We start from the raw sequence: 23,865 nt of genomic DNA, 5'->3' as shown, positions 1-23,865 counted from the left end.
GCGGCTGGGAATCGTGTCGATGCCCGCTCGGGCCGCCGGAGCACTCACCTGTGCACAGGTGAGTCCGGATGGCCCGGTTCCGTCCACGGGGCGGATTCGTGCAGGTCGGGCTGGTCCAGGTCGCCCGCCGCCACATGGGCCAGGACGACCTCGTACAGGTCGCTGCCGGCCGCGAGGAGCTGACGTTCGAGGACGGGTTCGGCGCTGCGGACGTGTTCGCGGACGGTCTGCGCGTGCACGCCGAGCAGTTGGGCGGCGCGTTCGGCGTTGCCGCCGGCGGCGATCCAGGCGCGCAGCGTGCCGCGCAGGTCCCGGCCGTCGGAGTCGAGGCGGGCCAGCAGGTCCTGCGCCCAGCCGCGCAGTGCGGGGCCGCCGAGCAGCTCGCCGAGCCGGGCGGGGGCCGCCTGGGTGCCCGTCAGGTGCCCGGCGATGACGACCTGGGTGTGCAGCGCGAGGTGCACCGCGGCGCGGACGGTGAGGTCGGAGAAGTCGGCGCGCAGCAGGTTCTCGACGCGTTCCATGCGGGCGCGGACGGTGTTGCGGCTGACGCCGAGCACCTTCGCGGCGTTGACGGCGGTGAACTCCAGGCCGAGCCGGGTGGTGGCGAGGAGTTCGGCGCGGGTGTGGTGCGGGAGGGTGTCGAGGGGGCGCAGCAGCCGGGTCGTCCAGGTGCGCAGGACCTCGGGGTCCATCAGGCGTTCGGGGTGGGTGCGTTCGGCGTAGACGGCCGTCTTGTCGGGGCGGAAGCGGGCCACGGCGAGGGCACTGACGGCCTGTCCGTAGGCGGTGGCGGTGCGGGCGAGGCTCTGGAGGGCGCTGCCGCCGAGGAACGCGCCGGCGTGCCGGTCGCACAGGGCGCGCAGCGCACGGCCCGCGGTGTCGTCCGGGACGACGACGATGACGTGGCCGTCCATGGCGGGACAGCGCACCACGAGGGCCGCGTCGTGGGTCGCCGCCACGCAGGCCGCCGCGAGCCGGTCGCGGTCCTCGGGGCTGGTCTCGACCACGTAGACGCAGGCCGTGTCGGTGTCGAGCAGGCCGGGCCACAGACCGGCGGCGACGCGGCGGGCGGCGACGGTGTCCTCGACCATGAGCAGCTGGAGGATGGCGAGGCGCAGGTCGGCGGTGGCGCGGGCCAGCCGGTGTCCGGTCGCGGCGGTCTCCTGTGCGCGCAGCAGGAGTTCGAGGACGCCCACGGTGTGCGTGACGATGGCGGAGGCGCGCCGGTCGAAGGGGCTCGTCCGGCTCACGGCGAGCACGCCCGACGAGGCGGGGCGCGGGAGTTCGACCCTGATCAGGCGCACGGACCTGCCCTCGCCCTCCCAGGCGGCGGAGGCGAGCCGGCCGCCGGTGACGGCGGCGACCAGGTTCTCGTCCAGCGGGGTGAGCGGTCCGGCGAGCGCGGCGCCCGTGTCGTCGCGCAGGGAGACGGTCGCGTCGAGCGTGTCCGCCAGCCAGTCGAGGACTCTGCGGAGGTCGCCGCCGGTGGGGCGCAGATGTCCGAGGAGTTCCTGCGCCCACGCCGAGCCGGCGTCGTGGCCCGCGTCGGTGTGGGGGTTCCCGTCGTCCCGGCCGGCCATCTCGGCGCTCTCCTCGTCCCTCACGGCCCGTCCGGGCCGAACCAGTCATATCGGTCGGGGACGTTACCTCACGCGGAGCGGAACGTCCGCCCGCGGGACCGGGGTACCGCGAGGGCGCCGCCGATCCGGAGGGTGGTGGCCCGAAGTCGGCCGGCCACACCGCCGTCCTGCACACGGGCGTCACCGACGATGGCGTCGGAGGAGGCCGCCGTCACCATGCCGACACCCAGGCCCAGCACGAAGAGCGGCGGCCACATCGTGGCGCAGGAGGAGTCCGTGGACCAGGTGAGCAGGCCGAAGCAGGCGGCGGCCTGGAGGGCCGTGCCGAGCGGCATGCAGAAACGGGTGCCGACCGGCCGGTGAGCGCGGCGCCGAGCGGGGAGGCGACCAGCGGGGCGAGGCTCAGCGGGAGGCTGCGGACAGGCTGCGGACACCCGCCCCGACGGGTGTGCGGCCGCGGATGTTCTGGAGGTACGGCCGGCCGGTTCGACCCGGACTCCCGGCGGCTGCGCGGCTTCCTGGCGCTGACCGGGCTCGACCGGGTCGCCCGGCGCCGGATGCGCCACGGCCGGGAGAGGGGCCCCGCGACGGCAGCGGGGCTGCTCGCCGGCAGTCGGCAGTTCCTCCTGGGCGAGCCGCACGGCGGTCCTGCGGGGCCGCCGCCCCCTGGCACGGCATAAGCTCGGCCAATGGCGAAGTACTACGACGTGCACCCCGACAACCCTCAGCCGCGCACCATCACCCAGGTCGCGGCCGCCATCCGGGCGGACGCGCTGATCGCGTACCCGACGGATTCCTGCTATGCGCTGGGCTGCCGGCTGGGCAGCAAGAACGGCATCGACCGGATCCGGGCCATCCGCGACCTGGACGACCGGCACCACTTCACCCTCGTGTGCCAGGACTTCGCGCAACTCGGCCAGTTCGTCCGGGTGGACAAGGACGTGTTCCGCGCGATCAAGGCGTCGACGCCGGGCAGCTACACCTTCATCCTCCCGGCGACCAAGGAGGTGCCGCGCATGCTCCAGCACCCGAAGAAGAAGACGGTGGGCGTGCGCATCCCGGACCATGTGGTCACCCAGGCCCTGCTCGCCGAACTCGGTGAACCGCTGCTGTCCAGCACCCTGTTGCTGCCCGGCGAGGACGAGCCGATGACCCAGGGCTGGGAGATCAAGGACCTGCTCGACCACGTGGTGGACGCCGTGCTGGACTCCGGGGACTGCGGCACCGAGCCGACCACGGTCATCGACTTCTCCGAGGGTGAGGCGGAGATCGTGCGGCACGGGGCGGGTGACACCTCGCGGTTCGAGTAGGGCCTTCCGCTCTCCGGCACCCTGGACCGAGGGCCCCGGAGAGCAGGTGGATGGTGCATGCAACGATGGTCGCTGCCCGGCCCCACCGGGCCGGTCGATCGCTCGCCGCAGTGCACCGCGCAGAGAGGCACCCCCATGACCTCCGTACAGGGAACAGCCGTGGACATCCGCACCGAGGACGGCGTCGCCGACGCCTATCTCGCGCATCCCGGTGACGGGGCGCCCCGGCCCGGCGTGCTGCTCTACCAGGACGCCTTCGGGCTGCGTCCGCACCTGCGGGCGATGGCCGACCGGCTCGCCGACGCCGGTTACACGGTGCTGGTCCCGAACGTGTTCTACCGGCACGGGCGCGCGCCCGTCGTGGAGCTGCCCGAGTTCATCGACCCGGGCGCGCGTCCGGAGATCTTCGCGGCCCTGGGCCCGCTCATCCAGTCCCTCACCGCCGAGGCCGCCGTGCGGGACGCCGGCGCCTATCTGCGGTGGCTGGAGGAGAGCCCGCTGGTCGCGGACGGCCCGGTGGCGCTGACCGGGTACTGCATGGGCGCCCGGCTCGTCCTGTGGACGGCCGGCGGCCATCCGGACCGGGTCGCGGCGGCGGCCGGTTTCCACGGCGGGCGGCTCGCGACCGACGCGCCGGACAGCCCCCACCTGGCGGCCGAGCACATCACGGCCGAGCTGTACTTCGGCCACGCCGACAACGACCACTCGCTGCCGCCCGAGCAGATCGAGCGCTTCGAGGAGGCCCTCACGGCGGCGGGCGTCCGGCACACGTGCGAGGTCTACGCCGGCGCCGAGCACGGCTACACGCAGGCCGACACCGCCGCGTACGACGAGAAGGGCGCCGAGCGGCACTGGGCCGCGCTGCTGGAGTTGCTGAAGCGCACGTTCTGAGCACCGGGACCAGCGAAGAGGGTGGGCCCCCGGCACGAGCCGTGCCGGGGGCCCACCCTCTTCGCTGCCTCTGCCTCTGCCTCTGCCTCTGCCTCTGCCTCTGCCTCTGCCTCTGCACCCGGTTCTGCCGAGATTGTTGACATGGGCACAACCTCGATGCGACTTTGAGAGCGCTCTCAACATGGTACGGACCAACCCCACAGGCCTACCCGCACGGAGGTGGAGAGTGCTCTCGAGCATCACGCACGCACTCAGAATCGCCGGAGCAGCCGCTCTCGTCGGCGCACTGCTCTCTCTCGGTCCCCCGGCCCAGGCGGCCGTCCCCGACACCATCCCGCTGAAGATCACCAACAACTCGGGGCGCGGCGACCGCCTCTACGTCTACAACCTCGGCACCCAGCTGACGACGGGCCGGCAGGGCTGGGCGGACGCGAACGGCACCTTCCACGCCTGGCCCGCCGGCGGCAACCCGCCCACACCCGCGCCCGACGCCTCGATCGCCGGCCCGGCCGCCGGGCAGTCCGCCACCATCCGGATCCCCAAGTTCTCCGGCCGGGTCTACTTCTCCTACGGACAGAAGCTCGACTTCAGACTGACCACCGGCGGACTGGTGCAGCCGGCCGTGCAGAACCCGACCGACCCGAACCGGAACATCCTGTTCAACTGGTCGGAGTACACGCTCAACGACTCCGGGCTGTGGCTGAACAGCACTCAGGTCGACATGTTCTCCGCGCCGTACGCGGTCGGCGTGCAGCGCGCCGACGGAACCACCATCAGCACCGGGCACCTCAAGGCGGGCGGCTACAACGGCTTCTTCAACGCCCTGCGCGGACAGCCCGGCGGCTGGGCGAACCTCATCCAGACCCGGTCCGACGGCACCGTGCTGCGGGCTCTCGCCCCGCTGTACGGGGTGGAGACGGGCGCCCTCCCGGCGAACGTCATGGACGACTACGTCAACCGCGTCTGGCAGAAGTACGCGACCAGCACTCTGACCGTCACCCCGTTCGCCGACCAGCCGGGCACCAAGTACTACGGCCGGGTCTCGGGCGGGGTCATGAACTTCACCAACTCCGCCGGAGCGGTCGTGACCAGCTTCCAGAAGCCGGACGCGAACAGCATCTTCGGCTGTCACCGGCTGCTGGACGCGCCGAACGACGCCGTGCGCGGACCGATCTCCCGCACCCTGTGCGCGGGCTTCAACCGCTCCACGCTCCTGGTCAATCCCAACCAGCCGGACACCACGACGGCGAACTTCTACCAGGACACGGTGACCAACCACTACGCCCGCAAGATCCACGCGCAGATGGCGGACGGCAAGGCGTACGCGTTCGCCTTCGACGACGTCGGGCAGCAGGAGTCCCTCGTCCACGACGGCTCGCCGAGCCAGGCGTACCTGACGCTCGACCCGCTGAACTGAGCTGAACTGAGGTGAACTGAGGTGAACTGAACGGAACGGAGCACGCACGACGACGTCCCGCACGCGGAGGGAGCCCGCGTGCGGGACGTCGTCGGTCCGAGTGGATCAGCCGGTCGTGGTCCGAGTGGATCAGCCGGTCGTGATCAGCCGGTCGTGACGGCGGTGTCGTCCACGACGAAGCTGGTCTGGAGCGAGGAGTCCTCGACGCCCGAGAACTTCAGCGCCACGGTGGAGCCCGCGAAGGACCCGAGGCTGAAGGACTTCTGGACGTAGCCGCTGGCGGCGTTGAGGTTGGAGTAGGTGGCCAGGGTGGTGGACCCGGCGGTGACCGTCAGCTTGTCGTACTGCGTGCTGGTGGTGGTCTCGGCCGTGTCGACGTGCAGGTAGAAGGTGAACGTGGTGTTGGTGCAGCCGCTCGGGATCGTCACCGACTGCGACAGCGTGTCGGTGTGGGTCGATCCGTAGCCGTCCAGCCAGGCCTTGTAGGAGCCGGTGCGGGCCGCCTGGCTGCTGGAGTTGGTGATCACACCGCTCGTCGTCGTCCAGGTGGTGCTGCCCGACTCGAAGCCCGCGTTGCCCAGCAGCTGGGTGGCGGTGCAGGAGCCGCCGCCGGTGGAGCTGACCGTCCAGGTGAACGACGCGGTGGCGGTCGCGCCGGTGCTGTCGGTCACCGTGACGGTGGTGCTGGAGGAGCCGGCCGTCGTCGGCGTGCCGGAGATCAGGCCGGTGGAGCTGCTGATCGACAGGCCGGCGGGCAGCCCGGTCGCGGCGTACGTCAGCGAGCCGCTGTTGGTGCTGCTGGCGGAGATCTGCAGGCTCACCGCGGTGCCGACCGTGGCGGACTGGCTGCCCGGGTTGGTCACCGAGACGCCCGTCGACGGGACGGTGATGTGGCTGCCGACGTTGATGCCGGCGAAGGCGTTGCCGACCCCGGCGTACTGGGTGGAGCTGGAGCCGTACAGCGCGGTGGCCGCGCTGAGGGCGGCGGTGCGGGCGCCCGCGTAGTTGGTGCTGGACGTCATGTACGTCGTCAGCGCCTTGTACCAGATCTGCAGGGCCGCGGCCCGGCCGATGCCCGCGACGGCGACGCCGTCGGAGGTCGGGCTGTTGTAGGTGACGCCGTTGATGGTCTTGCTGCCGCTGCCCTCGGAGAGCAGGTAGAACATGTGGTTCGCCGGGCCCGAGGAGTAGTGGACGTCGAGGTTGCCGACGCCGGAGTACCAGCTGTCGGCGGAGCCGCCGTCCTTGTCGGGCTCGTCCATGTACCGCAGCGGGGTGCCGTCCCCGTTGATGTCGATCTTCTCGCCGATGAGGTAGTCACCGACGTCGGAGGAGTTGTTCGCGTAGAACTCCACGCCCGTGCCGAAGATGTCGGAGGTGGCCTCGTTCAGACCGCCCGACTCACCCGTGTAGTTGAGGTTCGCGGTGTTGGAGGTGACACCGTGGCTCATCTCGTGGCCGGCGACGTCCAGCGAGGTCAGCGCGTGGGTGCTGCTGGTGCCGTCGCCGTAGGTCATGCAGAAGCAGTCGTCGTCCCAGAAGGCGTTGACGTACGCCGTGCTGTAGTGGACGCGGGAGTAGGCGGCGACGCCGTCGTTCTTGATGCCGCTGCGGCCGAAGGTGTTCTTGTAGAAGTCCCAGGTCGTCTGGGCACCGAAGTGCGCGTCGACGCCGGCCGTCTGCGTGTTGGAGCCGGATCCGGTGCCCCAGGTGTCGTCGGCGTCCGTCATCAGGGTGCCGGTGCCGGACGTGCCGTTGTTGAGGCTGTACGTCTTGTGGGTGCCGCGCGTGGTGTCGTTCAGCTGGTACGTCGAGCCGGACAGCGTGGTGCCGATGGTGACGGTTCCGCTGTACTGGCTGTTGCCGGTGCCGGTCTCGATGCCCTCGAACTGGGAGAGCTTCGCGCCGGTGGCGGCGTCGGTGATGACGTGCAGCTTGCTCGGCGTGCCGTCGTCCTGGAGGCCGCTCACCACGGTCTCCCAGGCGAGCTTGGGCGTGCCCTCGCCGGCCCAGATCACCTTGCGCGCGCTCTGGGCGGCGGGGTTCTGCGCGTCGAGCGCCTTGGCCGCCGTCAGGGCCTTGGTCTCGGCGGCCGCCTTGCTGTACGTGGCGGTCGTGGACTTGACCGAGACGGTGCGGCGGTTGTTGTTGAAGGTCGTGCTCACCGTGCCGGCGGCCAGCGAGGCCGGGGGCGTGTGCACGACGAGGTCGCCGCCGAGGACGGGCAGACCGGCGTAGGTCCGCTCGTAACGCGTGTGCAGGGTGCCGTCGTTGTCGTTCACGACGTCCTTGACGACCAGCTTCTCCTGGGCACCCAGGCCGAGGGACTCGGCCGTGTCCGTCGTCTTCGCCTCGGCACTCCTGATCAGCGTCGTGCGCTGGGCGGGAGTGAGGTCGGCGGGCAGGCCACCGGCGCGGACGGGGCTGGGGTGGGGGGCTGCGGGCAGCGCGGTCGCCGGAACCGTCTGGACACCGAGGGCCACGAGTGCGGCGGTGGAGAGCAGGGCCGCTCCGACCGTGGTCCGCTTGCGGGGGTTGGGTCTCACTCGTTCTCCTACTGCGGCGGCCGTGGGGAACGGCCGGTGACAGACCGGGCAGACGGGTGTGCTGTCCGGGACGAGCTGAGTTGTGCGGGACCGTGAGCACGGGAAGGCAACTTGCCGCTGGTGCGCGGTAGTTGGGTGGGAGAATGGCAGGCTTGACAGTGGCATGTCAGCCAAAGCCCGACCCTTCAAGGGTTATCCCTCGGTGCCGGGCGCGGGCGGAGCCCCCACCCCCCGGCCCCGCTGTGAGAGCCCTGTGCGCGGCCTGTCCCGGCGGCCGGGGGCGGGCCGCTCGGGCCGGTGCGCACCGCCCCGGCCGTGAGATCATCGGCAACCGGACAAAGGGGATCTGCGCGGGGGCGGTGGGCGGCGTGGTGGCCGGGTGGGAGTGGGACGAGACGTTGTTCGCGGGTACCGCCGCGCACTACCGGCGCGGACGGCTCCCCTATGCCCCCGGGCTGGCGGACACGCTCGCCGAGGCGCTGCGTCTCGACGGACGGGGGCGGCTCCTCGACGTGGGATGCGGACCGGGCATCCTCGCGCTGACTCTGGCCCACCTGTTCGGCGAGGTCGTCGGTGTGGACCCGGACCCGGAGATGATCGCCGAGGCGAGGCGTGAGGCGGCCGGAGGCGGAGTGGCCGGGAAGGCTCGGTGGGTGCGGGCCCGGGCCGAGGAACTGCCCGCGGGTCTGGGCCGGTTCACCGTCGCCACCTTCGGCCAGTCCTTCCACTGGATGGATCGCGAGCTGGTGGCCGCGACCACCAGGGACATGCTGTGGCCCGGCGGTGCCCTGGTGCACATCTCGGACCTGAAGAGCGAGACGCTCACCGTCGACGGTCTTCCTCATCCGGCGGTGCCCGGTGCGGCGATCGAGGAACTGATCAGGCACTACCTCGGGCCGGTCCGCCGGGCCGGCCGGGGCGTGCTGCCGCAGGGCACGCCCGGCGGTGAGGCCGCGGTGCTCGCCAGGGCCGGATTCTCCGGCCCGCGGCGTCATGTGGTGCCCGGCGGACAGCCGCTCGAACGCACGGCCGACGACGTCGTGGCGGGGGTGTTCTCGATGTCGTTCTCGGCTCCGCACCTGTTCGGCGCGCGCCGCGACGCGTTCGAGGCGGACCTGCGTCGACTGCTGCGGGAGGCCTCCGCGTCGGGCCGCTTCTCCGAACGCCGGCCGAGCACCGAGGTCTTCGTCTGGGGAAAGGACACCTCGCCACGGTGACCGGGCTCGGACCCGGTGGGCACGCTCCTGTCCGCCGTCACCGGCGAGAACAACCCGGCGATGACGGCGGCAGGCTCTCCCGCGCCGGTCTTCACCCGGACGTGACCGTCGACTCTCAGGAAACGCTTGCTTTCGCCACTCCCTTACCCGTAGACACGTTCTTCACGAACAGTCGTGACTTCGGGGGGAGTTGATGATGGAAGGCACGATAGACGGATTCCGGTACGGGGTGGTGACCCCCGTGGCGGCTTTTGTGATGGCCTGCATGGGAGGAGCGTTAGGACTGCGCTGCATCGTGCGGACACTGCTCAACGGCGGCTCGTGGAAGCCTGGTTGGCTGGCGCTGGGGGCCGCGTCGATCGGCTGCGGCATCTGGACGATGCACTTCATCGCCATGATCGGCTTCCAGGTGGAGGAGACCCGGATCGGCTACCACGTCGGCCTGACCGTGCTCAGCCTCGCGGTCGCGATCGTGGTCGTCGGCATCGGTGTGTTCATCGTGGGCTACCGGGGCGCCGGCCGGGCGTCGCTGTCGCTCGCGGGGGTCGTCACGGGCATCGGGGTCGCCGCCATGCACTATCTGGGCATGGCTGCCCTCCAGCTCAACGGCGCCATCGAGTACACGCCGAGCACGGTGGCGCTCTCGGTGCTGATCGCCGTGGTGGCCGCGACCGCCGCCCTGTGGGCGGCCGTCACGATCCGGGGGTTCCTGACGAGCCTGGGCGCCAGCCTGGTGATGGGCGTCGCCGTGTCCGGGATGCACTACACGGCGATGGCCGCGGTCAGCGTCCATGTGCACGGCGCGACCTCGTCGTGGGCCGGCGACAGCCCCACCTCGCTGCTGCTGCCGATGCTGATCGGGCCGGTGATCTTCCTGCTGCTGGCCGCGGTGGTGGTGATGTTCGATCCGCTGCTCGTGCTCGGCGACGGCGAGTGGAACCGGCCCGCCCGGGCGGGGCGGGCCGGTACGGCGGAGGAGGCGGTCAGCCCGCCTGCCGTCCGTCGGTCGTGGAGCGGTGGGTGAGGGGCTCGCGCAGGCCCAGGTGGTCACGGAGCGTCCTGCCCGTGTACCGCGTGGGGTAGACGCCGCGTTCCTGGAGTTCCGGCACGAGCAGGTCGACGATGTCGTCGAGGCCGTCCGGAATGAGGTACGGCGTCACGTTGAAGCCGTCGACGGCCCCGTGGCGCACCCATTCGGCGAACCGGTCGGCGAGTCCGGCGGGGGTGCCGACGTGCCCGCGCTGCGGTCCGAGGGCGATGACGGTCTCGCGCAGCGACCAGCCGTGTGTCTCCGCCTTCTCGCGCCACTCGGCGACCACCGTGCGCGGGTCGGCGACGCGCCGGGCGCCGAACGAGCCGTCGTTCTCGGCGACGACCGGGTCCTCCTTGGGCAGCGGTCCGTCGGCGTCCCGGTCCGAGAGGTCGAGGCCCCACAGCAGACCGGCGACACCCAACGCCGTTGCCGGGGTGACCTGTTGGAGACGGATCCAGCGCTTCTTCTCCAGCGCCTCCGCCTCCGTCGCCCCGATGATGATCTCCGTGCCGGGCAGGATGCGCAGGTCGTCCTCGGGCCGGCCGACGGCGAGCAGCCGCCGCCGCAGGTCCTCGGCGAACGCGAGCGCGTCGTCGAAGTCGTTGCCGTGCGCGGAGAAGACGACGTCGGCGTTGCGGGCGGCGAAGTCGCGTCCCTCGCCGGAGTCCCCGGCCTGGAAGATCACCGGGTGGCCCTGGCCGCTGCGGGGCAGGGTGGGGGCGAGGTCGACGTCGAACTGCGCCCCCCGGTGCCGGACCCGGCCCACGGCTCCCGGCGCCGCCCAGGCGGGGGCTCCCGCGGCGCCGGAGACGGCCCCGTCGGCCCAGCCGTCCCACAGGGCGCGGGCCACGGTGAGGAACTCCTCGGCGCGCCGGTAGCGGTCGGCGTGGTCGAGGTAGCCGCCGCGCCGGAAGTTGGCACCCGTCCAGGCGTTGTCGGTGGTCACCACGTTCCAGCCGGCGCGGCCCTCGGAGAGCAGGTCGAGGCCGGAGAGCCGGCGGGCCAGGTCGGCGGGTTCGTTGAACGTGGTGTTGGAGGTGCTGACCAGGCCGATCCGGTCGGTGACGGCGGCCAGCGCGGCGAGCTGGGTGATGGCGTCGGGCCGTCCGGCGACGTCGAGTTCGTGGATCAGTCCGTCGACCTCGCGCAGCCGCAGCCCCTCCCCCAGGAAGAACGCGTCGAACAGGCCCCGTTCGGCGGTCTGCGCGACCCGCCGGAAGTTCGCGGGGTCGATCTGGGAGCCGCTGGCCGGGTCGGACCAGATGGTCCAGTGGTTGACGCCCTGGAAGAAGACACCGAAGTGCAGCCGGGCGTCCGGCCGGGGGACGTCGAGGGGGTCGGTGCGGGTCATCGGGTCTCCTGAAGGGCCTCGAGGTCCGGGCCGGCGGCGTAGCGGTTGGCGGGGCGCTCCAGGCCCAGGTGGGTACGCAGGGACGCGCCGGGCAGCGGGCGCAGGGCGAGGCGCCGCTCGAAGAGGTGCGGCAGGACGAGCCGGGAAAGCTCCGGCAGATCCTCGTCGAGCACCAGCGGGTGCAGGCGTACGCCGTCCACGACGCCCCGCAACCGCCCGAGCAGGACGGCGAGTCCGGAGGCGGAGCCGATGTGGCGCAGCCGTCCGCGGTCGGTCCAGGGCGCGTGCTGTTCGAGGTCGGCGACGCGCTCCTCGGCGGTGGCGTGGGCCGTGTCGAGGGCGACCTCGATCTCGGCGAAGGTGCGGGGCGTTCCGGCGTCGGCGGCGGCCGCGGCGACCGCGCCGAGGTCGCGGCCCTCGACGAGGGCGACGTCGAGCTGCCCGGCGGGGACGCGGTCGGGCCGGCCGAGGACGACGAGTTGCCCTTGGGGCGGGCGCGGCACGATGGCCGGGCCCTTCACCGCGTAGGCGTCGCCGGTGAAGTCGACGTAGTGCAGCCGGTCGCGGTCGAGGTATCTGCTGGTGGCGACGGACCGGATGACCGCGTCGTCCTCCCAGGAGTCCCACAGGGCGCGGACGGCCTCGACTCCGTCGCGGGACTCCCGGGCACGGGCGGCCTCGCCGTCGACGTGCGGACGGCCCCAGACCCGGGCCGCCTCGGGACGTTCCTCCTCGCCCACCACCCAGCCGCCGCGCCCGACCGAGATGTGGTCGAGGGAGGCCAACTGGCCGGAGACGTGGAAAGGTTCGGCGTAGGTGACCGGCACGACGGGCGCGATGCCGATGACGCTGGTCGACGCGGCGAGGAACGCGGCCCGCTCGACCGCCCCGATGCGGCCGACGACGTCGGGGGTGCCGCCGGGCGGCAGCGCGCCGTCCGCCAGCGTGATCAGGGTGAACCCGGAGTTCTCCGCGGCGGCGGCGACGCGGGCCACCCGGCGTGGGGTGAGCAGATGGTCGGGCGAGTGGGCGGCGCGGCGCCAGGCCGCGGGGTGGGCGCCGTCACCGTCGAGTTCGACGGCGAGCCGCAGGGCGGGACCGGACAACGGGAGTTCCTTCCAAAGGCACGACGAGTCGACCGGCCCGACGGGCCGGCGGGGGTCAGCGGCGTGCGGAAGGACAGACGGCGGAGGCGGTACGGCAGTAGTCGACATGCCGTCGGGTGATCAGCCGCGTGCCCGTGCCGACACCGTGCGGTGTCGTGCCAGGTGCGCGCATCGGGGGCCTCCGCCCTTCGTGACAGATCGCTTCAACCTACGTGGTCGGCCCCGGAAAGTGTCAAGGGCATTAGATGCCGGTGCATGAACCGGCCGGGGGGACTCCTGCCGCGCTGTGGATCATTGCTACGGTGCACCGGTGTCTGACTCCTCACGCGATACCGCCGAAGGCGCCGGCTGGGTCGGCGCCGACCGAGGCGCGTACCGGCAGCTCATGCCGGACCGGACCGAGAAGGTCTCGTGGCTGGACCCCAGGATGCTGTGGGCCGCCCGCAACGGCGTGCTGGCGTCGTGGTTCGGCGACCCGACGGGCCGTACCCGCGGCCGCCTGGTGGCGCAGCGGGCTGCGGCCGGCGCACCCGAGGACAAGGTCATCCGGCGCACGGACCCGGACAGCTTCTCCTTCATGGTCATCGGCGACACGGGCGAGGGCGACGATCCCCAGTACGCCGTCGTGCCCGGCTTTCTGAGGGCAAGTCAGGGCACGTCCTTCGCCGTGCTCGCCAGTGACGTGATCTATCCGGTGGGCAGCGCCGACGACTACGGCACCAAGTTCTTCCGCCCGTACCGGGATTACCCGGCGCCCATATACGCGATACCGGGCAACCACGACTGGTACGAGGACCTGGGCGCGTTCATGCGGGTCTTCTGCGGCGACGCCCCGCCCCTGCCCGCCGAGCCCGCGCCGCGCCTGCTCAGCCGCGCCCGGCTGCGGGCCCTGCTGTGGCACCGGCCACGCGCACACGACGGCCAACGCCTGGCCGAGGCACGCGCGTTGAGGTCCGCGACCGGCCAGCGGGCGGTGCAGCCCGGACCGTACTGGGCGATCGACGCCGGCCCGGTGCGGATCATCGGCATCGACACCGGGCTGCTGGGCACGCTGGACGCCGAGCAGGGCGCGTGGCTGCGCGCTGTGTCGCAGGGCCCGCGCCCCAAGATCCTCGTGACCGGCTCGCCCCTCTACGTCGACGGCGAGCACCACCCGTGCCCCATCGAGGGCGGCGGCACCGTCGACGAGATCGTCAGCGCGCCCGAGCACCACTACGTGGCGGCCATAGGCGGCGACATCCACAACTACCAGCGCTACCCGGTGCGGCTGGCCGACGGGCGGACGCTGCAGTACGTGGTCGCGGGCGGCGGGGGCGCGTTCATGCACGCCACGCACACCATCCCCCGGGTGTCCGTCGCCGGCGTCACCGAGCGGGACTTCCGCTGCTATCCGCTGCGCGGCGACTCCCTCGCCTTCTACAGCCGGCTCTACGGGCGCCGGCTGCGGCTGCGCCGGTTCTTCGCCCTCAGCGAGACCGAGGCCCAGGCGGTGGTCGCCGAACGGCTGGGCATCCCGCCGACCCGCACGCCGGGCCCGGAGGTCAGGGTGACGCGGCGGATCCGCCTGCTGGCCGGTCTGCTGGGCACCGGGAGCCGCCCGGAGCGCCGCAAGCGGCTCCGGCTGCCGGTGCGCAAGATCTACACCCAGCTCTTCTCGCCGAGTTCGGTGACGTACAGCCCACCGTTCTTCAAGTGCTTCCTGCGGCTGGACGTCACCCCGGAGTCGGTCCGGCTGCGCTGCTTCGCGGCCACCGGGAACCGCGCCCAGGAGCTGAACCCACCGGTCGAGGACGAGGTCACGATCCCGCTGGTCTGAAACGACCGCTCGCACCATCCACGAACAACCGCCGACCACCGCCGGCAACAGCCGTACGGCCGTACGGCCGTACACGCCGTCGAACGATGGAGGAACCCCGTGCCGCCGACCTCACGCCCTTTGCGCAGGCTGGGCTTCCTCACCATCGGGCTGTTCGACGCGGACGATCCGGGCCGGGGGCACGAGACCACGCTGGAGATCATCGAGCTGGGTGAACGGCTCGGCTTCGACAGCGCCTGGGTGCGTCACCGGCACCTCCAGTACGGCATATCCTCTCCCGTCGCCGTCCTCGCGGCCGCCTCGCAGCGCACCCGGCGCATCGAGCTCGGCACCGCGGTCATCCCGCTGGGCTGGGAGAACCCGCTGCGCCTCGCGGAGGACCTGGCCACCGTCGACATCCTCGCCGGGGGCCGGCTCAACCCGGGGGTGAGCGTCGGCCCGCCGATGCACTACGAGCAGGTCAAGGAGGCCCTGTACCCGGACACCGCCGACGCGGAGGACTTCGGCTACGAGCGGGTGCGGCGGCTGCTGGACCTGGTGCGCGGCAAGTCCGCCACCGACTTCAGCGGGGTCGAGGGCTTCGAGGTGTTCTCCGATGTGGTGCAGCCGCACTCCCCCGGTCTCGGCCGCCGCCTGTGGTACGGCGGGGGCAGCCTGGGTTCGGCGCGGTGGGCCGGGGAACACGGCATGAACTTCCTCACCAGCAGCGTGGTGAAGGCCGAAGGCCCGGACGACACCAGGGACTTCGCAGAGATCCAGCTCTCCCACGTCCACGCCTTCCGCGCCGCCCACCCCGACGGCGAGGCGGCCCGTGTCTCGCAGGGTCTCGTGGTCATCCCCACCGACTCCGCCTCACCCGAACAGCGCGCGAGGTACGAGGAGTTCGTGGCGAAGCGGCTCCCCCGTACGACCTCGCCGCAGGGCTCGGCCCGGCTGCTGTTCGCCCCGGACCTGGTCGGCACCTCGGACGAGATCGCCGAACGCCTGCACGCCCACGCCGCGTTCCGTGAGATCGACGAGGTCGCCTTCGCCCTGCCGTTCACCTTCGGGCACGAGGACTACGTACAGATCCTCACCGACATGGCGACGAAGCTGGGTCCGGCGCTGGGATGGCGGCCCGGCGCCGGAGCGTGAGGACCCTCACCAGCGGCCCGGCTCGGTTCCCGTCACCGGCTCGGACGGCCTGCCGTCCACGCCGACGGGGATCTCGCCGGTGAGCATCACCCGGTGCATCGTGCGGGGGAAGCGCAGATGCGCGTTGTCGGTCGGCGCGAGGTGGATGGTGGCGCGGTTGTCCCAGAACGCCACGCTGCCCGGTTCCCAGCGGAAGCGGACCGTGTACTCGGGGCGGGTCGCCTCCTCCAGCAGCATGTCCAGGATCGCCCGGCTCTCCGCGCGGGAGAGGTCGGTGATCTGCTCGACGTAGTAGCCGTTGACGTACAGCACGCGCTCCCCCGTCTCGGGGTGGACGCGTACCAGGGGGTGCACCGAGGCGACCTGGTGATCGAGCAGGTGGCGGACGTACGCGTCGTCGCCGGGGCGGGGCTGGTAGCCGACGCCGAGCCGGTGCTCGGCGCGCAGCCCGGCCAGGAACTCCCGCAGGGGCGCGGAGAGTCCGGCGTAGGCGGCCGCCAGGTTGGACCAGGTCGTGTCACCGCCGTAGGGCGGTACGGTCTCGGCGCGCAGGATCGTCGCGGCCGGCGGGTCGACGCGGGCGCCGTGGTCGCAGTGCCAGCCGCGCAGGAGGGTGTGCCGGCGGCGCCGCAGCCACTCCTCGTGCTCCATGCCGAACTTCCCGCCCAGTTCGAGGCGGTCGGCGGTCGTCTCGATCTCCGGGAAGTCCGCCGGTGACGCGCCGCCACGCCTGCGCAGGACGACGGGTTCGCCGAACCGTCGCGCGAACGCCACGTGTCCGGCGTGGTCGAGGCGCTGGCCGCGGAAGAACACCACCTTCCAGCGCCGCACCGCCGCCCTGACCACGGCGACCTGGGCGTCGTCGAGTCCCGCGGCCAGGTCGACGCCCTCGATCTCGGCGCCGATGTGTCCGGCGACCGGCTTCACCTCCACTCCGGCCGCCCGCGCGGCCTCCTCGGCCGTCGGGTCGTCGAAGGGGGTGGCCCGGCTGTCCGTCGTCATGCGTGCTCCGCTCGTCTTCACTCGTCGTCCGTCACGGCTCCGGGAAGATCGTGACAGCGAATCGGCGGCCTGGCGACAGGGCGTCCGGACACCCGTACAGGAGACGGGCGCCCGCCCCGAGCGGCCTCCGGTTGATCGATCCCCGCCTCATCGGTGAGGCTGGTGGGACGGCACGTACGGCACAGTCGAGGAAAGGTCCCCTGGTGAGCAGCATCCCGGAGTACACGCTCAACGACGGTACGAAGCTCCCGGTCCTGGGTCTGGGCACCTGGCCGATGGACGACGCCGAGGCGGAGCGGTCGGTGGCCGAAGCGCTCGGCCTGGGCTACCGGCTCGTCGACACGGCGACGAACTATCGCAACGAGAGCGGGGTCGGGCGGGGCGTGGCCCGCGGCGGGGTGCCGCGCGAGGAGATCGTGGTGGCCACGAAACTGCCCGGCCGCCACCACGGCTACGAGGAGACCCTCGCCTCCTTCGAGGAGTCCCGGCAGCGGCTCGGCCTCGACTATGTCGACCTGTACCTGATCCACTGGCCGCTGCCCCGGGTCGACAGGTTCGTCGACTCCTGGCGGGCCATGATCAAGCTCCGCGAGGACGGCCTGGTCCGGTCCATCGGTGTCTCCAACTTCACCGCCGGGCACATCGAGCGGCTGGAGAAGGAGACCGGCGTGCTGCCGTCCGTCAACCAGATCGAGCTGCACCCGCTCTTCCCCCAGGACGAGCTGCGCGCCTTCCACGAGACCAAGGGCGTCCGCACGGAGAGCTGGAGCCCGCTGGGCCGCGGTTCGACGCTCCTGGAGGACCCGGCCGTCGTCTCCGTCGCGGAGTCGCTGGGCGTGACGCCCGGCCAGGTCGTCCTGCGCTGGCACCTCCAGCTCGGCACCGTCCCCATCCCGAAGTCGTCCAGTCCCGAGCGGCAGCGCGCCAACCTCGACGTCTTCGGCTTCGAACTCGGGCCGACGCAGCTGGCGGCGATCGCGCAGCGGCCGCACCGGCGCCTGGGCGGCGACCCCGAGGTGCACGAGGAGTTCTGAGCGGGGCAGCACCGTCCAGGAGTGATCACTCGAGCTCCAGCGACTGCTCCGCCCAGATCGTCTTGCCCCGGTCCGTCTGCCGGCTGCCCCAGCGCTGAGTGAGCTGCGCGACCAGCAGCAGGCCTCGCCCGCCCTCGTCGAAGGCGTGGGCGCGGCGCAGGTGCGGGGAGGTGGAACTGCCGTCGGACACCTCGCAGATGAGGCTGCGGTCGCGGATCAGGCGGAGCCGGATGGGGGGTGCGCCGTAGCGGATGGCGTTGGTGACGAGTTCGCTGACGACGAGTTCGGTGACGAACGCGGCCTCTTCCAGGCCCCACGCGGTCAGTTGCTCGGTCGCCGCCTGGCGGGTGGCGGCGACCTGGGCGGGGTCCGGCTCCACGTCCCAGGCGGCGACCCGGTCCGCGCCGAGCGCCCGGGTGCGGGCGAGCAGCAGCGCGACGTCGTCGCCGGGCTCTTCCGGCAGGACCGCCTTGAGCACGGTGTCGCAGAGGGCGTCGAGCGTGGCGGCGGGCGCGGTCAGGGCGCTGCACAGCTCGCCGGTGGCGCGGTCGACGTCACGGTCGCGGTCCTCGATCAGGCCGTCGGTGTAGAGGGCGACGACCGCGCCCTCGGGCAGCTCCAGTTCGACCGCCTCGAAGGGCAGCCCGCCGACCCCGAGCGGGGGGCCCGTCGCCATCCGGATCAGCTCCGCGCGGCCGTCGGGCAGCAGGAGGGCCGGCGCGGGATGGCCGGCGGCGGCGAGGGCGAGGCGGCGGCTGACCGGGTCGTAGACGGCGTACAGGCAGGTGGCGCCCAGTTCCGCGACCTCGTCGTCGCCGCTCTCCTGGTAGCCGGCGAGGTGGGTGACGAGGTCGTCGAGGTGGGTGAGGAGTTCGTCGGGCGGCAGATCGACGTCGGCGAGGGTGCGTACGGCCATACAGAGCCGGCCCATGGTCGCCGTCGACGCGATGCCGTGTCCGACGACGTCGCCGACGACGAGGGCGACCCGGCTGCCGGAGAGCGGGATGACGTCGAACCAGTCACCACCGATGCCGGCCGTCGAGCCGCTGGGCAGATAGCGGTGGGCGACCTCGACGGCGGCCTGTCCGGGCAGGCCGCGGGGCAGCAGGCTGTGCTGGAGGGCGAGGGCGGTGGTGCGTTCGCGGGCGAAGCGGCGGGCGTTGTCGATGCAGACGGCGGCCCGGCTGGCGAGTTCCTCGGCGAAGACGGCGTCGTCGGCCTCGTAGTCGTCGGGATGGGCGATACGGACGCCGACCAGGACGCCCAGGGTGGTGCCCCGGGCCAGCAGGGGCACCGCGATCACCGAGTGGACGCCGCTGCGGAAACGACGGCCCTCGGGAGCGCGCGCGTTGCGTTCGGCGAGCCAGCTCATGAAATCGGGCTCGCCCGCCTGGATACGGACGGCACGCCCCTCCCGCAGGGCGCGCGCGGGTGGACTGAACGGCGGATGGACGTCGGTCTCGCCGAGGCGGACCGCCGCCTCGGGGGTGCCCTCGTGGGCGGAGCCGTGGGCGACTCGGCGCAGCACCACCTCGCCGTCCGGGACGGGCGGCGGCTCGTCGGCGCCGAGGACCCAGTCCAGCAGGTCGACGCTGACGAAGTCGGCGAAACGGGGAACCAGGAGATCGACCACCTCCTCGGTGGTGCGCACGATGTCGAGGGTCGTACCGATCGAGGCCGCGGCCTCGTTCAGCACGGCCAGCCGCTGGCGGGCCAAGTACTGCTCGGTGCTGTCGAAGGCGGCCAGGGCGACACCGACGACCTCGCCCGACGGCTCCCGCACGGGCCACATCTCGGTGGTCCACGCGTGCTCCCGGTTGAGGGAGGGGGCGCCGGCCCAGCTCTCGTAGCGGATCGGACGGCCGGTCTCGGCGACATGGCGCAGGTGCCAGTCGAAGCCGCGGCTGTGCTCGGCCTCCTGGACGGTGTCCGAGAAGTGGCGGCCGAGCAGGACGTCCTCGGAGACGCCCATCACCTTGCAGGCGACCTCGTTCAGACGCAGATAGCGCTGGTGGGGGTCGAAGACGGACATGGACATGGACGCCTGTTGGAAGGCCCTCTCCGCGAGGGTCGGTTCCGGGCTCGGGGGCCGTTCGGCGGTGAGGGCCCAGCCGGCGGGCTCCCCGTCGGCGCCGAGCACCGGGCAGGCGGTGACGGTCACGGTGAGGTGCCGGCCGTCGCGGTGGCGTACGAGCACGGGCCGGGTCCAGGCCCGCGCCGGGAGCGGCGGGAGCTCCTCGACGAGCAGGTCGGCCGCGGCCCGGCCCACGGCCTCCTCGGCCGCATGGCCCGTCAGCAGACGGGCACCTTCGCTCCAGCCCGTCACGATGCCGTGAGCATCGATGACCGCCGCAGCGACGACATGCTCCATATCGTCAAGAATGGTCCCTTTGTCCCGACGCATCAACCGCGACGGGCCCGACCGGGGCGCACAGCGCTCCCCGGTCTCCCCGGTCTCCCCGGTCTCCCCGGTCTCCCCGGCCGTCCCGCTCCGGCGCTCAGCCGCCGTGGGCGCGCAGTGCGTCGAGGGCGCGGTCGGCGTGGGTGTTCATCCGCAGCTCGCTGCGGACGACCTCCAGGACCGTGCGGTCCTGCGCTATCACGAAGGTGACCCGCTTGGTGGGGGCGAGGGAGAAGCCGCGCTTCACGCCGAACCGTTCCCGCACCGCCCCGTCGGCGTCGGAGAGCAGCGGCATGCCGAGCGAGTGCCGGCCCGCGAACTCCTGCTGGCGGTCGACGGAGTCCCCGCTGATCCCGACGGGCCGGGCGCCCACGGCGGCGAACTCGGCCGCCAGGTCACGGAAGTGGCAGGCCTCGGCGGTGCAGCCCGCGGTGAGGGCGGCGGGGTAGAAGAAGAGGACCACCGGCCCGTCGGTGAGCAGGTCGGTCAGGCTGCGCACCGTGCCGGTCTCGTCCGGCAGCGCGAAGTCCTCGACGAGGTCGCCGGTCTCCAGGGCCTTGGTCATGACCGTCCCTCCGTGGTCTTCGCGGCGCCGTCGGCGACATTGCGGGCCCACAGCACGAGGGGCACCTGGAAGGGAAGCCGGGCCACGGCTGCGGCCTTGAGCGGGGTGGGGCGGTGCCGCCAGTCCCACGCCATCTTGACGTTGGCGGGGAAGACGCCGGCGAAGAGCCCGGCCGCGGCCAGCGCGGCCGTCCTGCGGGTCCGCGGCAGGGCCACTCCCGCCGCCAGCGCCAGCTCGGCCACACCGCTGGCGTACGTCCAGGCCCTGGGCGAGCCCGGGAGCGTGCGCGGAATGATCGCGTCGAACGGGCGCGGGACGGCGAAGTGGGCCACCCCCATGCCGGCCAGCAGGCCCGCCAGGAGCAGGGGTGAGCGTTCGGACCGGGACACGGTTCCTCCTCTGATGACCTGGCGCCCGACCTTACTGGAGGGTAAGCGGAACTTCGGAGGCGGGGTCGCGAGCCGGGACCCGGGACCGGGGCTCCCCCAACTCGGCCGGGGCGCATCATGGTTGGCGGCGGCCGGCGATAGCCTGGCGGGATGACCGTCTATCTGCTGTGGCACATCGGGCACCGGAACGAAGCCGGTGAAGGCGGGTCGACCCTGCACCTCGACGGGGAGACGGTGCACGTCGACGAGGAGGACGGCGACGACGCCAAGCTGCTCGGCGTGTACTCCACGGCCGAGAAGGCGGCGGAGCGCAGGCGCCGCGCCCGGCTGCTGCCGGGCTTCGCCGACGAACCGGACTGTTTCGTCATCGACGAGCACACCCTCGACGAGGACGAGTGGACCGGCGGTTTCGTGCGCGTCTAGGACAGGTCCGGGGCCCGTCCGTGGTGGCGGCCGGGGTGCCGGCCGGGGGTGTACCCGTAGGCCCTTCGGAACACGTCGATGAAGGCGCTGGCGGAGGACCAGCCGCAGCGGTGGGCGACCGTCGTGACGGGCGTGCCGTCGGCCAGCAGACGCAGGGCGTGGTAGAGCCGGGACTGGGTGCGCCACTGGGGGAAGGTCATGCCGAACTCGCGGCGGAAGAGGCGGCTCAGGGTGCGTTCGCCGGTGCCGGTGGCGGCGCCGAGGGAGGCGAGCGTGCGCTGGTCGGCGGGGTCGGCGTGGACGAGGGCGCAGACCTCGGCGAGCCGGGGGTCGGCGGGGGTGGGCAGTCGGGCCGGCTGCTGCGGGGAGGCGCGCAGCTGGTCGCGCAGCACGGCGAGCAGGCGGACACGTTCGGGGCTCGGGTCGTCCGGGGCCCGGGTGTGGGCGAGGATCAGCTCCCGCAGCAGCGGGCTGACGGCGAGCACGGTCGGCGCGTCCAGACCGAGCGGGTTGTCGTCGGCCGGCAGGCCCACCAGGTGCAGGTCGAGCCGGCCGTACGCCCGGTGCGCGTGCGTGGTTCCGGCGGGCACCCACAGCGCGCGGGTGCCGGGAGCGAACCAGGTGCCGGCGTCGGTCGTGACGGCCAGGACACCCGAGCCCGCGTAGACGATCTGGTGGTCGTCGTGCCGGTGGGCGTCGATGCGCCGGCCCGCGGCCAGCGGCTGGACCCGGGTGGGCGCGGTCGGAGTGTGGCGGATGTGCGGCACAAGGCGGCAGATTATCGGAAGCGCGACAGCCACCCGGGCCGTGACGATCGCAGCGTGCCGAAAAACCGATCCATCACCCTGATGTCCCTGGGGCACGCCTGCGTGGACGTGTACCAGGGAGCCGTGGCCGCGCTGGTCCCCTTCTTCGTCGCCGAGCGTGCCTACTCCTACGCCGCCGCCTCGGGAATCGTCCTGGCGGCCTCCTTGCTCTCGTCGGTGGCGCAGCCGCTGTTCGGCGTGCTGACCGACCGGTTCGCGATGCCGTGGCTGCTGCCGCTCGCGGCGGCGGCCTCCGGTACGGGGATCGCCGTCAGCGGGATCGGCGGCTCGTACCCGCTCACGCTGGCGGCGGTGGCCGTGTCCGGCCTCGGGGTCGCCGCCTACCACCCCGAGGCCGCGCGGGCGGCGCGGGCCGCCTCGGACGGCCGCCACACGGCGATGGGCTGGTTCGCGCTCGGCGGCAACGTCGGCTTCGCGCTCGCCCCGCCGCTGGTCGCGGCCGTCGTCGCGACCTGGGGTCTGCGCGCCTCGCCGCTGCTGGGGCTGCCGGCCCTGGCGGGCGTGGCACTGTGCGGGGCCGCGGTGCGCTCGGCAGCCGGCCGGGCCGGGTCCGTCCCGGTGACGGACGAGGGGGCGGAGCGGGCGGAGGGAGCGGAGCGGGCGGAGGGGGCGGGCCGGGACGACTGGCCGGCGTTCCTGCGTCTGTCGGGTGCCGTGGTGTGCCGCTCGGTCGTCTTCGTCGGCCTGAGCACGTTCGTCTCGCTGTACGTCCGTCAGCGAACCGGAGGCGGGGCGGCGGCGGGGACGGCCGCGCTGTGCGTGCTCTACGCGGGCGGCGCCGTGGGGACGCTGGCCGGGAGCCGGCTCGCCGGGCGCTGGGGACGGCTCCGGGTCGTGCGGCACTCGTACGCCGTGACGGTGCCGGCGGTGGCCGGAGTGGTCCTGGTCCCGGGCCCGCCCCTGTACCTGTTCGTCGCGCTCGCCTCGGCCGGCCTGTACGTGCCGTTCTCGCTGCATGTGACGCTGGGCCAGGACTGTCTGCCCCGCCGGATGGGCACCGCGAGCGGCGTCACCCTGGGACTGACGGTCAGCATCGGGGGTGCGGCCGCGCCGGCCCTGGGCGCGCTCGCGGACGCCACGTCCCTGCGGACGGGTCTGCTCCCCCTGCTGATACCGCCGGTGGTGGCCTGGTTCCTGTTGCGCGGGCTGCGTGAGCCGGTCCCCACCGCCGCTCAGTCGCCCGTGGCCGGCTCCCGCGCCTGAGGGTCGGGCGCGTCCCGAGGGTCAGGCGCGTGGCGCCGCGGCCGGCTGCTCGGTCTCGTCCTCGATGGAGTGGGAGAGGAAGTCGTCGACCATGCGGTGGAAGAGCGTGGCGAGCTGTCCGAGCTCGTCCGGGGACCAGTCGGCCAGCGCCAGCTGCATCCCCCGGGCGCCCGCGTCCCGGACCCGGCCGACGGCCGCGCGGCCGGCCTCGGTGAGCTGGATCCGCTGGGCCCGGCCGTCGTCGGGGTCGGGGACCCGGGTGACGTAACCGGACTTCTGGAGCTGCTGCACCGTACGGGTCACATGCGAGGCCTCCACGCCCAGCCGCTGCGCCAGCTCCCCCGGACGCAGCGGCTCGGAGTCGGCGACCTGCCGCAGCAGCGCCACGGCGGCGCGGTCCAGGGGGACGCCGGCCAGTGTCATCAGCCGGTCGTGCTGGCGGGCGCGGGTGCTCAGGTAGGTGATGCGAGTGAGCGCGCGCTCGATCTCGATCACTTCCGGAGTCGCGGTGGAGGGCAACGGCAGGGGTTCGGTGGACATGCGACCCACTTTACCATCTTGTTGCGTAACTCAAGTAAGTTACTGCGCACGTGTACCGCGCCTGCTGCGGAAGGACGACC

Annotated in this window: 20 protein-coding genes and 1 pseudogene; 10 read left to right on the top strand and 11 right to left on the bottom strand. The window is 72.7% G+C overall.

Translation table 11 applies throughout. The features are described 5' to 3' along the window. Positions 1-44: 44 nt before the first annotated feature. Positions 45-1,580 carry a helix-turn-helix domain-containing protein gene (locus tag OG933_RS40530; protein ID WP_362536570.1) on the bottom strand — a complete coding sequence of 512 codons (1,536 nt, stop codon included), beginning with the start codon at positions 1,578-1,580 and terminating at the stop codon, positions 45-47. Between the two features lie 110 nt (positions 1,581-1,690). Then, positions 1,691-2,054: pseudogene (locus OG933_RS40525) on the bottom strand (MFS transporter); the annotation flags it as partial. 215 nt (positions 2,055-2,269) lie between these two features. On the opposite strand from OG933_RS40525, the gene OG933_RS40520 reads away from it, so the two are divergent. From OG933_RS40520 to OG933_RS40510, 3 genes are all read left to right on the top strand, one after another. Beyond that, entirely contained in the window at positions 2,270-2,890 is a 621-nt protein-coding gene (locus tag OG933_RS40520; protein ID WP_362536566.1) for an L-threonylcarbamoyladenylate synthase, read from the top strand. A 135-nt stretch (positions 2,891-3,025) separates the two neighbouring features. Then, complete coding sequence (locus tag OG933_RS40515; RefSeq protein ID WP_362536568.1) at positions 3,026-3,781, top strand: dienelactone hydrolase family protein; 756 nt, start codon at positions 3,026-3,028, stop codon at positions 3,779-3,781. Between the two features lie 226 nt (positions 3,782-4,007). Then, positions 4,008-5,198: a glycoside hydrolase family 64 protein gene (locus OG933_RS40510; RefSeq protein ID WP_362534180.1), complete on the top strand. Its 1,191-nt coding sequence runs from the start codon at positions 4,008-4,010 to the stop codon at positions 5,196-5,198. A 143-nt stretch (positions 5,199-5,341) separates the two neighbouring features. On the opposite strand, the gene OG933_RS40505 is transcribed toward OG933_RS40510, so the two are convergent. Beyond that, a complete protein-coding gene (locus tag OG933_RS40505) occupies positions 5,342-7,744 on the bottom strand; it encodes a M4 family metallopeptidase (protein ID WP_405632094.1) in 2,403 nt (800 codons plus the stop codon). A 368-nt stretch (positions 7,745-8,112) separates the two neighbouring features. Between OG933_RS40505 and OG933_RS40500 the strand changes: the two genes are divergently transcribed. After that, positions 8,113-8,961: a class I SAM-dependent methyltransferase gene (locus tag OG933_RS40500; protein WP_405633668.1), complete on the top strand. Its 849-nt coding sequence runs from the start codon at positions 8,113-8,115 to the stop codon at positions 8,959-8,961. 196 nt (positions 8,962-9,157) lie between these two features. Further along, positions 9,158-9,985 carry an MHYT domain-containing protein gene (locus OG933_RS40495; protein WP_405632092.1) on the top strand — a complete coding sequence of 276 codons (828 nt, stop codon included), beginning with the start codon at positions 9,158-9,160 and terminating at the stop codon, positions 9,983-9,985. On the opposite strand, the gene OG933_RS40490 is transcribed toward OG933_RS40495, so the two are convergent. Then, complete coding sequence (locus tag OG933_RS40490; RefSeq protein WP_405632089.1) at positions 9,945-11,345, bottom strand: NtaA/DmoA family FMN-dependent monooxygenase; 1,401 nt, start codon at positions 11,343-11,345, stop codon at positions 9,945-9,947. The two genes, OG933_RS40495 and OG933_RS40490, sit on opposite strands and share 41 nt — an antisense overlap. Continuing rightward, positions 11,342-12,451 carry an LLM class flavin-dependent oxidoreductase gene (locus OG933_RS40485; protein WP_405632086.1) on the bottom strand — a complete coding sequence of 370 codons (1,110 nt, stop codon included), beginning with the start codon at positions 12,449-12,451 and terminating at the stop codon, positions 11,342-11,344. Before OG933_RS40485 ends, OG933_RS40490 begins: the two co-directional genes overlap by 4 nt. A 310-nt stretch (positions 12,452-12,761) precedes the next feature. Between OG933_RS40485 and OG933_RS40480 the strand changes: the two genes are divergently transcribed. Together OG933_RS40480 and OG933_RS40475 are read left to right on the top strand one after the other, a co-directional pair. Continuing rightward, entirely contained in the window at positions 12,762-14,267 is a 1,506-nt protein-coding gene (locus OG933_RS40480) for a metallophosphoesterase family protein (RefSeq protein ID WP_405632084.1), read from the top strand. Positions 14,268-14,366: 99 nt separating this feature from the next. Beyond that, positions 14,367-15,401, top strand: a complete 1,035-nt coding sequence (locus tag OG933_RS40475) for an LLM class flavin-dependent oxidoreductase (RefSeq protein ID WP_405632083.1) — start codon at positions 14,367-14,369, stop codon at positions 15,399-15,401. 6 nt (positions 15,402-15,407) lie between these two features. Here the strand turns inward: OG933_RS40475 and OG933_RS40470 are convergent, their stop codons facing one another. Further along, complete coding sequence (locus OG933_RS40470; RefSeq protein ID WP_405632080.1) at positions 15,408-16,403, bottom strand: TauD/TfdA dioxygenase family protein; 996 nt, start codon at positions 16,401-16,403, stop codon at positions 15,408-15,410. A 203-nt stretch (positions 16,404-16,606) separates the two neighbouring features. On the opposite strand from OG933_RS40470, the gene OG933_RS40465 reads away from it, so the two are divergent. Then, positions 16,607-17,437 (top strand): aldo/keto reductase, encoded by an 831-nt coding sequence (locus OG933_RS40465; RefSeq protein ID WP_405632078.1) that lies wholly within the window; start codon positions 16,607-16,609, stop codon positions 17,435-17,437. 25 nt (positions 17,438-17,462) lie between these two features. Here OG933_RS40465 and OG933_RS40460 read toward each other — a convergent pair whose 3' ends face one another. The 3 genes from OG933_RS40460 to OG933_RS40450 all read right to left on the bottom strand — a co-directional run bounded on the left by OG933_RS40460 (position 17,463) and on the right by OG933_RS40450 (position 20,792). Next, on the bottom strand, positions 17,463-19,808 hold the full coding sequence (locus OG933_RS40460) for a SpoIIE family protein phosphatase (RefSeq protein WP_405632076.1): 2,346 nt from the start codon (positions 19,806-19,808) through the stop codon (positions 17,463-17,465). A 127-nt stretch (positions 19,809-19,935) separates the two neighbouring features. After that, positions 19,936-20,403: a peroxiredoxin gene (locus tag OG933_RS40455; protein WP_362534210.1), complete on the bottom strand. Its 468-nt coding sequence runs from the start codon at positions 20,401-20,403 to the stop codon at positions 19,936-19,938. Further along, on the bottom strand, positions 20,400-20,792 hold the full coding sequence (locus OG933_RS40450; RefSeq protein WP_405632073.1) for a hypothetical protein: 393 nt from the start codon (positions 20,790-20,792) through the stop codon (positions 20,400-20,402). Before OG933_RS40450 ends, OG933_RS40455 begins: the two co-directional genes overlap by 4 nt. 150 nt (positions 20,793-20,942) lie before the next feature. Here OG933_RS40450 and OG933_RS40445 point away from each other — a divergent pair, with 150 nt between their 5' ends. Then, positions 20,943-21,215, top strand: a complete 273-nt coding sequence (locus tag OG933_RS40445) for a hypothetical protein (RefSeq protein ID WP_057604407.1) — start codon at positions 20,943-20,945, stop codon at positions 21,213-21,215. Here OG933_RS40445 and OG933_RS40440 read toward each other — a convergent pair. Continuing rightward, entirely contained in the window at positions 21,212-21,982 is a 771-nt protein-coding gene (locus tag OG933_RS40440; protein ID WP_405632071.1) for an AraC family transcriptional regulator, read from the bottom strand. The genes OG933_RS40445 and OG933_RS40440 overlap by 4 nt on opposite strands. Positions 21,983-22,063: 81 nt before the next feature. On the opposite strand from OG933_RS40440, the gene OG933_RS40435 reads away from it, so the two are divergent. Further along, positions 22,064-23,245, top strand: a complete 1,182-nt coding sequence (locus tag OG933_RS40435; protein ID WP_405633666.1) for an MFS transporter — start codon at positions 22,064-22,066, stop codon at positions 23,243-23,245. 21 nt (positions 23,246-23,266) lie between these two features. Here OG933_RS40435 and OG933_RS40430 read toward each other — a convergent pair whose 3' ends face one another. Then, positions 23,267-23,785 (bottom strand): MarR family winged helix-turn-helix transcriptional regulator, encoded by a 519-nt coding sequence (locus OG933_RS40430; RefSeq protein WP_142268647.1) that lies wholly within the window; start codon positions 23,783-23,785, stop codon positions 23,267-23,269. Positions 23,786-23,865: the final 80 nt, after the last annotated feature.

The organism is Streptomyces sp. NBC_00016, assembly GCF_045040885.1.
In the GTDB taxonomy this organism is placed as follows: domain Bacteria; phylum Actinomycetota; class Actinomycetes; order Streptomycetales; family Streptomycetaceae; genus Streptomyces; species Streptomyces coriariae.
Note: the sequence above shows the minus strand (reverse complement) of the source record. Positions and strands in the feature narration are given on the sequence as shown.